12 protein-coding genes are annotated in these 13,031 nt (G+C 57.3%); 5 read left to right on the forward strand and 7 right to left on the reverse strand.

Translation table 11 applies throughout. The features are described 5' to 3' along the window. Window positions 1-13 precede the first annotated feature (13 nt). Window positions 14-1,168, reverse strand: coding sequence for an acyl-CoA dehydrogenase family protein (locus G403_RS0105770; protein ID WP_027853150.1), 1,155 nt, complete (start codon window positions 1,166-1,168; stop codon window positions 14-16). A 27-nt stretch (window positions 1,169-1,195) separates the two neighbouring features. Then, window positions 1,196-2,689: a CoA-acylating methylmalonate-semialdehyde dehydrogenase gene (locus G403_RS0105775; protein WP_027853151.1), complete on the reverse strand. Its 1,494-nt coding sequence runs from the start codon at window positions 2,687-2,689 to the stop codon at window positions 1,196-1,198. Window positions 2,690-2,901: 212 nt separating this feature from the next. Between G403_RS0105775 and G403_RS0105780 the strand changes: the two genes are divergently transcribed. Then, complete coding sequence (locus G403_RS0105780) at window positions 2,902-3,807, forward strand: AraC family transcriptional regulator (RefSeq protein WP_027853152.1); 906 nt, start codon at window positions 2,902-2,904, stop codon at window positions 3,805-3,807. 99 nt (window positions 3,808-3,906) lie between these two features. Here the strand turns inward: G403_RS0105780 and G403_RS0105785 are convergent, their stop codons facing one another. The 5 genes from G403_RS0105785 to G403_RS0105805 form a co-directional block, all read right to left on the reverse strand. Further along, a complete protein-coding gene (locus tag G403_RS0105785) occupies window positions 3,907-4,833 on the reverse strand; it encodes a branched-chain amino acid ABC transporter permease (RefSeq protein WP_027853153.1) in 927 nt (308 codons plus the stop codon). Window positions 4,834-4,843: 10 nt separating this feature from the next. Then, complete coding sequence (locus G403_RS0105790; RefSeq protein WP_027853154.1) at window positions 4,844-5,731, reverse strand: branched-chain amino acid ABC transporter permease; 888 nt, start codon at window positions 5,729-5,731, stop codon at window positions 4,844-4,846. Between the two features lie 118 nt (window positions 5,732-5,849). Beyond that, window positions 5,850-7,049, reverse strand: coding sequence for an ABC transporter substrate-binding protein (locus tag G403_RS0105795; protein ID WP_027853155.1), 1,200 nt, complete (start codon window positions 7,047-7,049; stop codon window positions 5,850-5,852). Between the two features lie 48 nt (window positions 7,050-7,097). Next, window positions 7,098-7,808 carry an ABC transporter ATP-binding protein gene (locus G403_RS0105800; RefSeq protein ID WP_027853156.1) on the reverse strand — a complete coding sequence of 237 codons (711 nt, stop codon included), beginning with the start codon at window positions 7,806-7,808 and terminating at the stop codon, window positions 7,098-7,100. Beyond that, entirely contained in the window at window positions 7,805-8,620 is an 816-nt protein-coding gene (locus tag G403_RS0105805) for an ABC transporter ATP-binding protein (RefSeq protein ID WP_027853157.1), read from the reverse strand. The genes G403_RS0105800 and G403_RS0105805 overlap by 4 nt, the downstream gene beginning before the upstream one ends. 297 nt (window positions 8,621-8,917) lie before the next feature. Here G403_RS0105805 and G403_RS22350 point away from each other — a divergent pair, with 297 nt between their 5' ends. The 4 genes from G403_RS22350 (at window position 8,918) to G403_RS0105825 (ending at window position 13,028) form a co-directional block, all read left to right on the forward strand. After that, window positions 8,918-9,340 (forward strand): MerR family transcriptional regulator, encoded by a 423-nt coding sequence (locus G403_RS22350; protein WP_036232746.1) that lies wholly within the window; start codon window positions 8,918-8,920, stop codon window positions 9,338-9,340. A gap of 20 nt (window positions 9,341-9,360) precedes the next feature. Beyond that, a complete protein-coding gene (locus G403_RS0105815; RefSeq protein WP_027853158.1) occupies window positions 9,361-10,527 on the forward strand; it encodes an isovaleryl-CoA dehydrogenase in 1,167 nt (388 codons plus the stop codon). Window positions 10,528-10,596: 69 nt separating this feature from the next. Beyond that, window positions 10,597-12,204, forward strand: coding sequence for a carboxyl transferase domain-containing protein (locus G403_RS0105820; protein ID WP_027853159.1), 1,608 nt, complete (start codon window positions 10,597-10,599; stop codon window positions 12,202-12,204). 23 nt (window positions 12,205-12,227) lie between these two features. After that, complete coding sequence (locus tag G403_RS0105825) at window positions 12,228-13,028, forward strand: enoyl-CoA hydratase/isomerase family protein (RefSeq protein WP_027853160.1); 801 nt, start codon at window positions 12,228-12,230, stop codon at window positions 13,026-13,028. Window positions 13,029-13,031 lie beyond the last annotated feature (3 nt).

Genomic DNA, 13,031 nt, shown 5'->3' on the forward strand with positions numbered 1-13,031 from the left:
TCTCAAGCCGGTGTTAAAGCTCGCCGGCTCCTTCAGCCAGCACTCGGCGGGAGATAATGAGGCGCATCACTTCGTTGGTACCTTCCAGAATTCGATGAACCCGGGTGTCACGCAGATAACGCTCCAGCGGGTACTCCTTGATATAGCCGTTACCGCCATACAGCTGAAGCGCTTCGTCACAGATGCCGTAGCAGACATCGGTGGCAAACCGCTTGGCCATGGCACAATAACTGGTGGCATCGGGGTGACCGTTATCCAGCTTGCTGGCGGCCAGACGCACCATCTGCCGGGCGGCTACCAGTTCCGTCTGCATATCGGCAATCCGGAACTGCAACGCCTGAAAATCGGCCAGGCGCTGACCGAACTGCCGTCGTTCAAGCAGATACTCCCGCGCTTTATTGAGCGCCTGCTGGGCGGTTCCCACCGAACAGGTAGCGATATTGATCCGACCGCCATCCAGGCCCTTCATGGCGATCCTGAAGCCCTGGCCCTCTTCACCCAATAAATTCAACGCCGGTACACGTACGTCTTCAAAGGTGATCATCCGTGTGGGCTGGCAGTTCCACCCCAGTTTGTCCTCCTTGCGGCCGTAGCTGATACCCTCGCTGCGAGCATCGACCGCGAAAGCAGATATCCCGGCCGCACCCTCACCACCGGTGCGGGCCATCACCACCAGAAGGTCGGTACTGCCGGCGCCCGAGATAAAGATTTTGCTGCCATTGAGCACATAGTGATCTCCATCGCGACGGGCCGTGGTTTTCAGCGAAGCCGCATCGGAACCAGCATTGGGCTCGGTCAGGCAGTAGGAGCCAAGCTGCTGGCCACTGGCCAACCCCTCGCTCCACTGCTCGATAACCGCCGGGCCACCAAAACTGGCCACCATCCAGCTCACCATGTTGTGGATGGTGAGGTAGGCCGTGGTGGAGGTACAGCCCATCGCCAGTTGCTCAAAGATAATGCTGGCGTCCAGACGGCTCAGCCCCAAGCCGCCCGCCGCTTCCGGTGTATACAACGAGCAGAATCCAAGCTCGCCGGCTTTCTGTAACACCTCGACCGGAAAGATCGCTTCTTGATCCCACTCACCCGCGTTGGGCTCAAGCTCATTGAGGGCAAACCCTCGCGCCATATCGGCAAAGGCGATCTGGTCTTCGTTCAGTTCAAAATCCATCACACACCTCGAACTCGCCTGCGGTTATCACTTGAGCTGGATGGTCATGTTGGGACCGGAAACGATATCGTCCTCAAACCAGCGTGCAGTCACGGTCTTGGTCTCGGTGTAGAACTTCACCGCCTGCTTGCCATAGGCGTGCTGATCGCCGTAGAAGGACTTGCGCCAGCCCGTGAAGGAGAACATGGGCAGCGGCACCGGTACCGGCACATTGATACCAACCTGACCCACTTTGATCTCGTGCTGATACTTGCGCGCCGCGGCGCCGGAGGACGTGAAGATCGAGGTACCGTTGCCATAGGGGTTTTCGTTGATCAGGGCAATCGCCTCATCGAGCGTATCCACCTCGAGTGCGATCAGCACCGGACCGAAAATCTCCTCCTGGTAGATCGACATATCACGGGTCACATTGCGGAACATGGTGGGGCCCACCCAGTTACCATCCGGATAGCCCTCGACAGCACATTCGCTGCCATCGAGGATACAGTCCGCTCCGGCGTCTTTACCCTCCTGAATCAATCGCAGAACACGCTCCCGCGCCTGAGGGTTAATCAACGGTCCGTAGCCGGCCTGGGGGTCGTTCCAGGCACCCGGACGGACCTTGGCCAGGGCATCGCGCACCTCTTCTATCCACTGACGAGACTCACCCACAAACACCGCCACGGAAATCGCCATACAGCGCTGTCCCCCAGCGCCCACGGAAGCACCCGCGATATTGCTGATCACCTGATTCTTGGACGCATCCGGCATCACCACCATGTGGTTCTTCGCGCCGGCAAACGCCTGCACCCGCTTCATATGGTCGGTGCCGGTACGGTAAATGTGCTCACCCACAGCCACCGACCCGACGAACGAGATCGCCGGTGTATCCTTGTGAGTCAGCAGCTGGTTCACAACATCCTTGGTGCCGTGAACAATCTGCAGCAGCCCATCCGGCGCACCGGCTTCCTTAAACAGCTCAGCCAGGCGCATCGGTGTCAGTGGATCCTGCTCGGAGGGTTTCAGCACGAAGGTATTGCCACAGGCGATCGCCATCGGGAACATCCACAGCGGAATCATGGCCGGAAAGTTAAATGGCGTGATACCCACGCAAACACCCAGTGGCTGAGTGACGCTGTAGCAGTCGATTTTACGGGCCACGTTTTCCACCGTTTCGCCCATGCTCAACGAAGCGATATTGCAGGCATGCTCCACCACCTCAATACCACGCCACACATCCCCTTTGGCATCTTCGAAGGTTTTACCGGTTTCCTGAGCCAGCAGCTCGGCCAGTTCATCATGGTGCTCTTTCAACAGCGCCTGATAGCGCAGCATCAACCGCGCACGATCACCCACGGCGGTCTCTTTCCAGCTATCAAACGCCTGCTGCGCTACAGACACGGCGCGATCAACCTCAGCCGACGTGGCACAGGGCACCTGCGCCAGGACCTCCTGCGTAGCGGGATTGGTCACCGGCAGCCACTGGCTGGTTTCGCTCTGTACGAATTCACCACCGATCAGAAGCGGTACATGCTGAGTCATTCAAGTCACCTTCACAGTCAGATTTTTGTTGTTATGCGATCGCAGCCAACCTGCTATCGGTTTCCGAGACGCTAGAGCTGCGTCTGAACACTGACTGATTTTGTAACACAGGGAGCCCCACGCAGAGATTGATAATGTTGCTCAGTTGATGGACTATATTGCTATTAAATAAGGGATAATACTAATTAACGAAATACAACAGTACCTGAATCATGAGCACACCCTCCAGCTGGCCTCTTTCCCCCGAAAGCATCCGTTTTGTTCTGCCCCGAAAAGTGGTTTCCGAACTGGCACAACACCCGCTCAGCGAGCAACTGTATCCGTTAGGCCTGGGATATTATCGACGGGCACAGGGCCATGAAATGCGTCGCGCTCAACATGACGACTTTCTGCTGATTTACTGTCTGGAAGGCAGTGGCAGAGTCACCTATGGAGACGAGAATAAGCGCCGTATCGTGAGGCCAGGCGATCTCCTGGTGCTACCGCGCGGAACTGCCCACCATTACCGGACCGACGCCCGGGACCCCTGGAGTATCTACTGGATTCACTTCGGCGGGCAGTTGTCACAGACATTTATCGACCAGCTGGCACTGGATGTCGGTTCGCCCTTACTGCATCTGGGAATCCACTCTCGACTGGTGTCTGACTTTGAGACCTTGCTGGACACCCGCCAGGCACGCCACCGACTCACATCCTACCTGCATGCCAGCAGTCAGTTACGTCAGCTCCTGACACATATTGCGCTATTGCGCCCACTGGCCAGATTACAGCAGGAGGAATCATTTGATATCGAAAAGGTGCACAGCCTGATGCAGGCCCGACTGCATGAACAACTGGATGTGAACACGCTGGCCAGCGCCGTAAGCCTGTCCAAATACCACTTTATCAAGAAGTACAAAACACTGACCGGTACGACGCCGATCAACCATTTCATCCAGCTCAAGATCGAGCGCGCCTGCCACCTGCTGGATGTGACCGACAAGGAGATAAAGGAGATAGCCTGGGCTGTAGGATATGAAGATGCTTACTATTTTTCTCGCATCTTTAAAAAGACGATGGGCATTTCGCCCAGCCACTACCGGGCAATCCGAACCGGCCACTCCTCTTACGTCAGCTGATATTTCAACCGGCGCCGAACGACCATGGCCAGCTAGATCGTTAACGAAAAAACGCCCACCGGGGAATCAATGGTGGGCGAATCGCTCGACCGGGTCGAGTTAGCCGAAATTTCGCTTCCACACTTTTTGAAGCTCGCCGACGATACCGCTGCGGAACGCCAGTACACAGATCACGAAGATAAAACCCATGATGATATGGACATAGTTGCCCAGCTCACCGCCGGAGAGATAGTTCTGCATGGTCACGATAACGCCGGCACCAACCACCGGCCCCAGGATCGTGCCAACCCCGCCGACCAAGGTCATCAGCACCACCTCGCCCGACATATGCCAGTGCACATCGGTCAGTGACGCCAGCTGGAACACCAGCGTTTTGGTGGAGCCCGCCAGCCCCGCCAGCGCAGCAGAGATGGTGAAAGCGACCCATTTGTAGTTGTTGACCTCGTAGCCCAGTGAAACGGCACGCGGCTCATTTTCACGAATCGCTTTGAGTATCTGCCCAAACGGCGAATGAATCGTGCGATGAACCAGCCAGAAACCAAACAGGAACACGGCCAGCACGAAATAGTACATGTTCAGGTTATCGGTCAGATCGATAAAGCCGAACAGTTCGCCGCGCGATACACCCTGCATGCCGTCCTCACCACCGGTAAACGGTGCCTGAAGATAGAGAAAGAACACCAGCTGAGCCAGTGCCAGCGTCACCATGGCGAAGTAGATCCCTTCCCGCTTGACCGAGAGCTTGCCAAACACCGCCCCCAGAGCACCGGCAGCGACTGTCCCCAGGATGACCGCAAGCTCGGGCGTGAGGCCTGAATTCATCATCAGCCAGCCGGTGATATATCCCCCCGTACCGAGAAAGGCAGCGTGACCAAAGGAGAGCAGCCCCACATAGCCGAGCATCAGGTTGAACGCACAGGCAAACAGCGCGAAGCAGAGAAGTTTGGCCAGAAAGACTGGATAGAGAAAGAACGGCGCTACAACAGCCAGCAGCACGAGCACCACGTAGAGTTTATTCAGTTTCATCATAACCCTCTCAGGCCTCCTTACCGAACAGACCGGCCGGCTTGACCAGCAGCACGATCACCATCACCAGAAAGATCACGGTATTGGACGCTTCCGGGTAGAAATACTTGGTCAGACCCTCAATCACGCCCATGCCCAGCCCCGTCAGAATAGCGCCACCAATGGAGCCCATACCGCCGATAACGACAATGGCGAACACCACAATAAGCAGATTGGAGCCCATATCCGGCGACACCGAGTAGATCGGCGCGGCCATCACACCGGCGAGACCCGCCAGGGCTACACCAAAGCCAAAGGTCAGGGTCACGATCAATGGCACATTGATACCAAACGCCTGCATCAGGTGCGGATTTTCAGTACCGGCGCGCAGATAAGCGCCCAGCTTGGTTTTTTCGATCATCCACCAGGTCAGTCCACAGACCACGACGGATGCGCAGATAATCCAGAGACGGTAATCCGGCAGATACATGAACGGGAGCTTGGTCCCGCCACTGAGCGCTTCGGGAATGCTGTAGGGCAGACCGGAAGAGCCGTAAAGATGGGTGAAAAGCCCCTGCAGTATCAGTGCTACACCAAACGTCAGGAGCAGGCTGTAAAGGTGGTCCTCATTAGCGATGGGACGGACCAGGAATCGCTCCATCAGAATGCCGACGAAACCGACAGCCAGCGGCACCACCACCAGCGCGGCCCAATAGTTTATGCCGAAATAGCTCAGCGCCAGCCAGGCGGCGAAGGCTCCCAGCATGTACATGGCACCCTGGGCGAAATTGATGATCTTGAGCAGACCGAAAATGATCGCCAGCCCAAGGCTCAACAGAGCATAGAAAGATCCGTTGATCAGGCCGACAAGCAGCTGACCGAACAGACCGAAAAGATTGATTCCGAGAAATGTCACCATAGCCTTGTCCCGTTCACACCCATTTACAGCGACCGCGAACAGCAGTGTTCAATCTGCTCTACCACCCCGGAAAGAGGCGGCAGAGCAGCACTGCCGTAGCAGGATTCAACTATTGTTCTTATTTAAAATCGCATTCGGGCAGCACGGGTGCGAAGGCCTGATCACCCGGGATCACGCTGACGACCTTGAAGATGTCATCACTGCTGCTGCGTTCTTCGGGCTTGGTGATCTCCACATAGTACATGTCGTGAACCATGCGTCCGTCACTGCGCAGCGTCGCGTTGCGTGCGAAGAAATCATCCGGCTTCATCTCTTTCATCTTCTTGATAACGGCATCGGAGTCATCGGTACCGGCCGCCTCAATCGCCTTCAGATAATGCATGGTCATGGAGTAAGCACCGGCATGACCCATCGCCGGGATCGCACCATGGCGCTCTTTGAAACGCTTGCTCCACTCACGGGTCTGATCGTCATAATCCCAGTAGAAACCGGTTGTGGTACGCATACCGCCCGCGGTATTGGGATCCATCGCCTGAGCGTTGGGCGTGAATACCAGCAGACCGGCCACATCAACCATCTGCGTCAGACCAAATTCGGACGCAGCCTTAAGCGCGTTGACCGTATCGGTTCCGGCATTGGCCAGCGCCACCACATCGGCACCGGAGGACTGAGCCTGAAGAATGTACGAGGAGAAGTCAGTGGTACCCAGCGGCGCACGGGCGGCGCCCATAACTTCACCGCCATTTTCCTTGATCACCTTGGTGGCAACGCCTTCAAGGGCATGACCAAAGGCATAGTCAGCCGTAATGAAGAACCACTTTTTCTTGCCCGCCTCGACCATCGGCTTTACGGTACCGTTGGCCAGCGCCACCACGTTATAGGTCCAATGCACGTTATAGGGTGAGCACTGCTTGGTGGTGAAAGCGTTAGAAGCCGCAGTGGAGATCAATGCAATCTTCTTGGCTTCGGTGGTTACCTTGGTCGCTGCACCGACCACCGCAGAGGAGACCAGCCCGCCGACCGCATCCACCTGCTCGTTTTCAATCCACTTGCGAACAATGGCCGAGCCCACGTCAGGCTTAAGCTGATCATCGGCACTGATGACCTCGATCGGCGCGCCCAGCACACTGCCGCCAAAGTCTTCCACCGCCATGTTGATCGCGGTAACACAACCTTCGCCGCAGATATCCGCGTACACGCCGCCCATATCCGCCAACACACCGATCTTGACTTTGCCATCCGATACGTTGGCCAGGGCCGCGGAAGATGCAAATGCGGCAACCGAAGCTGCCAGTAGGGTCTTCTTAATCATTCTCATCGACACTCTCCTATCGAGCATTGTTATTTTTATTTCTCATTTAAGGGATCAAACCCCAAGGTAGGTATTCAGGAGCTCTGTCTTGGCTTCAAGCTCACGGGCCTGAATCTCCTCAACGATGTGACCGTGTTCCATGACGTAGTGACGGTCGGCAATGGGGGCTGCAAAACGGAAGTTCTGCTCCACCAGCAATATGGTCAAACCCCGCTCCTTGAGCTTGACCAGCACTTCACCCAGCTTCTGTACGATCACCGGCGCCAAACCCTCGGTGATCTCATCAAGCAGCAGAATATTGGCGCCCGAGCGCAGAATTCTCGCCAGAGCCAGCATCTGCTGCTCACCGCCGGATAGACGGGTGCCCTGGCTCGTACGGCGTTCATAAAGGTTGGGAAACATTTCGTAGAGCTCATCGACGCTCATGCCGTCGGATCGCACCGCCGGCGGTAACAGCAGGTTTTCCTCGACACTCAGGCTGGAGAAAATACCCCGCTCTTCCGGGCAGTAACCCAGCCCCAGATGCGCGATCTTGTGAGCCGGTAAACTGATGGTCTCGGTCCCGTTGATATTGATCGAACCGCTGCGCCGCCCGACCATATTCATGATCGCCCGCAGCGTTGTGCTGCGCCCGGCACCGTTGCGCCCGAGCAGCGTAACTAGCTCGCCCTGCATGATGTTCATATCGATGCCGTGCAGGATATGGGACTCACCATAGAAGGCGTGCAGATCATCAATACGTAGCTTCTCGCGATGGGTACTCATCCCCGAGCCTCCTCAACCACTTCCATAGCAGCCTGCTCATCAGCCCGGTCCTGCTCCTCGCTGGCCGCAGTGCCCATATAGGCCTCACGTACACGAGGGTCGGCTGACACAGTGGAGTAATCACCTTCGGTCAGAATGGAGCCGCGCTGCAACACCGTAATCCGGTCCGCCAGCTTGGAAACCACATGCAGGTTGTGCTCGACCATCAGAATCGTGCGCCCCTTGGACACCTTTTTGATCAGGTCGGCCACCAGACCCACATCCTCATGCCCCATGCCCTGCGTCGGCTCATCCAGCAGCATCAGCTCAGGCTCCAGGGCAAGCGTCGTTGCGATCTCCAGCGCGCGTTTACGACCGTACGAGAGATCCACAGTCTGTGCCTCGGCAAAATCGGCCAGACCGACTGAAGCCAGCAGTTCGTAGGCGCGCTCGTTCAGCCGATCAAGCACCTTTTGCGAACGCCAGAAATGAAAGCTATGGCCCTCCTTGCGTTGGAGAGCCACGCGAACGTTCTCCAGAACAGAAAGATGAGGAAAGACCGCCGAAATCTGGAATGAACGTACAACCCCTTTGCGGGCGATCGCGGCGGGCTTCATCGCGGTGATGTCATCACCGTTAAACAGGATCTGGCCGCTGGTCGGGATCAGAAACTTGGTCAGTAAGTTGAATACGGTTGTCTTGCCGGCCCCGTTAGGGCCGATAAGGGCGTGAATATGGCCGCGTGCCACCTGAAGATTGACATCATCGACCGCGGTGAAGCCCTTGAACTCTTTAATGAGATTCCGGGTTTCAAGAACGTAGTCTGCACTCATGTGTAAACCAAGCCCCTTGTTGTTTTTATGCTGGCTTTCGCACTTGGCGTCGAATCCTTACGTCCACGTAAGGCACGGACCAAACCTAGCAATCATCACTAGGGGAATACAATTACTACTTTAGTCTAATAAAGACATGTATAGACCGATCTAAAAATACATTTAACTTTTAGAATCAGTATCTTATAAAAAAAATAACCCTATTTTTAACCAAGTTAATTATCGGCACTTTACGTTAACGTAAACTTGTATTAGCCTTGCCATCACTCCTATTAAATACAGGATTACCCTTACACGATGAGCAAGACCTACTCCATCAGCGAATTAGCCGGCGAGTTTGATGTAACCACTCGCAGCATTCGCTTCTATGAAGATCAGGGCCTTCTGCACCCCTCCAGGAGCGGGCAGACCCGCATCTACAGCAGCAAGGACCGGGTGCGACTGAAGCTGATACTGCGTGGCAAGCGACTGGGTTTTTCCCTGGCGGAGACACGGGAGCTGTTCGACTTATGGGACGAAACCCCCGGCGGCAGCGAAAAGCAGCTTCACCTGATGCTCACAACAATCCAAAGCAAGCGCGCCAATCTCGAGCAGCAGTTAAAAGACATCGCGATGGCGCAACTGGAACTCGACAATGCCGAGACTCGCTGCAAGGCAGCCCTCAAGGAGCTTGAGGACAAGAAGCAAGGGTTGCTTCAGGACGAAATCAAGTCGGCATAACTACAACAAGGTAGAAAAAGATGATCTCTGCATACTCTGAACTTAATTTTGGGCTGGGCGAAACCATCGATATGCTGCGCGAACAGATCAACAGTTTCGCCGCTCAGGAGATCGCACCGCGCGCGGAAGCGATCGATCAGGAAAACGCCTTCCCCAACGACCTCTGGCGTAAATTCGGTGACATGGGCCTGCTCGGCATTACCGTAAAGGAAGCATGGGGCGGGGTCGATATGGGCTACCTGGCTCACGTCATCGCCATGGAAGAGATCAGTCGCGCGTCGGCCTCCGTGGGCCTCTCCTACGGTGCCCACTCCAACCTCTGCGTTAACCAGATTCACCGTAACGGCAGTGACGCTCAGCGCGAAAAGTATCTGCCCCGGCTACTGAGCGGCGAGCATATCGGCGCTCTGGCCATGTCCGAGCCCAACGCCGGGTCCGACGTGGTATCGATGAAACTGACCGCTCGCGATGCCGGCGACCACTACGTCCTCAACGGCAACAAGATGTGGATCACCAACGGTCCGGACGCCAATGTTTACGTGATCTACGCCAAAACCGACCCCAGTGCCGGCCCCAAAGGTATTACGGCATTTATTGTCGAGCGTGATACCGAAGGCTTCAGCCAGGCTCAGAAACTCGACAAGCTGGGTATGCGCGGCTCCAACACCTGTGAGCTGGTATTCCAGGACGCCAAAGTGCCCAAGGAAAACATCCTCGGCGAACTCAACGGCGGCGTAAAAGTACTGATGAGCGGGCTGGACTACGAGCGTCTGGTACTTTCCGGTGGTCCACTGGGGATCATGCAGGCGGCCATGGACCTGGTTGTGCCCTATATCCGCGACCGCAAGCAGTTCGGTCAGGCAATTGGCGAATTTGAACTGGTTCAGGGCAAGGTCGCGGACATGTACACGCAGATGAATGCTGCACGCTCTTACGTCTATATGGTGGCCATGGCCGCTGACCGCGGCGAAACCACACGCAAGGATGCCGCGGGCGCCATCCTCTACTCCGCCGAAATGGCCACCAAAGTCGCGCTGGATGCGATTCAGCTGCTCGGCGGCAACGGCTACATCAACGAGTTCCCCACCGGCCGCCTGCTGCGCGACGCCAAGCTCTACGAGATCGGTGCCGGCACCTCAGAGATCCGCCGCATGCTGATCGGGCGCGAGCTGTTCCTGAATAAATAAGCATCACCACGAACAAGAATAACCAAAGATGCCCGGGCAGCCCCCTGCCCGGCAGAACGGGAGTGTGCGATGACAACACTGCACAGCAAGATCAACCCGCGCGCCGACGAGTTCCGCGCCAATCACGATGCCATGGCCACCGCCGTGGCCGACCTGCGCGACAAGGTCGCCCAAGTGGAGCAAGGGGGCGGCCCCAAGTACCAGGAGCGTCACCTGGCGCGCGGAAAACTCCTTCCACGGGACCGAATCAACGCCCTGATCGACGAGGGTTCCCCCTTCCTGGAACTGTCCCAGCTTGCCGCCCACGACGTCTATGACGAGTCGGTACCGGCCGCCGGTATCATCACGGGTATCGGCCGCGTCAGCGGCGTCGAGTGTATGATTGTGGCAAACGATGCCACTGTGAAAGGCGGCACCTACTACCCACTGACCGCCAAGAAGCATCTGCGCGCCCAGGAGATCGCCGAGCAGAACCGCCTGCCCTGCATCTATCTGGTCGACTCCGGCGGTGCCAACCTGCCTCGCCAGGACGAAGTGTTTCCGGATCGTGATCACTTCGGTCGAATCTTCTTCAACCAGGCGCGCATGTCCGCGGCCGGCATCGCCCAGATCGCCGTTGTCCTTGGATTGTGTACCGCCGGGGGTGCCTACGTACCGGCCATGGCCGACGAGTCGATCATCGTGCGTAATCAGGGCACCATCTTTCTGGCCGGCCCGCCCCTGGTTAAGGCAGCAACCGGCGAAGTGGTCAGTGCCGAAGATCTGGGCGGTGCCGACGTGCACTGCAAGACCTCCGGTGTAGCCGACCACTACGCCGAAAATGATCAGCACGCGCTACAGATCGCCCGGGACTGTGTGCGGAACCTGAACCACAGCAAGCCGATCACTCTGAACTTGCGCAAACCCGCTGCCCCTCTTTATAGCCCCGAGGAGCTGTATGGCATCGTCGGCACCGACCTGCGCAAACCCTACGACGTACGCGAAGTCATTGCACGTATTGTGGACGGCTCCGAATTTGACGAATTCAAGAAATATTACGGCACCTCACTGGTAACCGGCTTTGCCCATGTTCACGGCTACCCGGTGGGCATTGTGGCCAACAACGGCATTCTGTTCGGCGAGTCGGCGCAGAAAGGCGCTCACTTCATCGAGCTTTGCTGCCAGCGCCGGATACCGCTGCTGTTCCTGCAAAACATCACCGGATTCATGGTCGGGCGCAAGTACGAAGCCGAGGGCATCGCTAAACATGGTGCCAAGATGGTCACCGCCGTTGCCTGTGCCAACGTCCCTAAACTGACCGTACTGATCGGCGGTAGCTTCGGCGCTGGCAACTACGGCATGTGTGGGCGCGCCTACAGCCCCAACTTCCTGTGGATGTGGCCCAACGCCCGTATTTCGGTCATGGGTGGAGAGCAGGCCGCCGGCGTCCTGGCCACCGTCAAACGAGACGGCCTTGAGCGTGCCGGGGAGGAGTGGTCGGCAGAAGAGGAGCTGGCGTTCAAGAAGCCGATCATCGAAACCTACGAGCAACAGGGCCACCCCTATTACGCCAGCGCCCGACTCTGGGATGACGGCGTCATTGATCCGGCCCAGACCCGCGATGTGATCGGTATGGGTCTTTCAGCAGCACTGAATAAGCCGATCGGCGAGACCCGCTTCGGCGTGTTCCGCATGTAAGGCGAAATCGGGAGAGACGCACTATGGACAATAACAACAACGCGGTGCTGCTGGAGATCTCCGACCGGGGCGTCGCCCAGCTGACACTGAACCGGCCCGAGGTGCATAACGCCTTCGATGACAGCATCATCGCCGCATTGATCGAAGCGCTGGAGGCCACCGACCGCGATCCGGCTGTCCGTGTTCTGGTACTGCGCTCAAACGGTCGCAACTTTTCTGCCGGTGCCGACCTGGCCTGGATGAAGCGGATGGCGAACAACAGCCATCAGGAAAATCTGGACGATGCAGGACGCCTGGCTCGCCTGATGGAAGCGCTGAACAACCACAGCAAACCCACCATCGCTCTGGTGCAGGGCGCCGCCTATGGGGGGGCCGTGGGACTGGCCGCCTGCTGCGACATCGTTATCGCCACCGAGCAGAGCCAGTTCTGCCTCAGCGAAGTGAAGATCGGCCTGATACCGGCTGTCATCAGCCCCTATGTGGTGCGGGCCATCGGCGAACGGCTGGCTCGGCGTTACTTTTTAAGCGCCGAGTCATTTAGTGCCCAGGTGGCCGCCGAAACGGGCCTGGTCCATGAAATCGTTGCGGATGCCGCGCTGCTGGACGATGCCTGTCATCGCATCATCCGCCAGCTGCGCCGTAACAGCCCCCAGGCTATGAGCGCCGCCAAGCAACTGATCTTTGCCGTCAGTGACAAGCCCATCGATAGCGACGTCATCGCCGATACCGCCCGCCGTATCGCCGATATCCGCATCAGCGCTGAGGGGCAGGAGGGACTTGGCGCCTTCCTCGGCAAGCGCCCACCGAACTGGATCGAGGATTAATTC

This window comes from Marinobacterium litorale DSM 23545 (genome assembly GCF_000428985.1).
GTDB lineage: Bacteria > Pseudomonadota > Gammaproteobacteria > Pseudomonadales > Balneatricaceae > Marinobacterium_D > Marinobacterium_D litorale.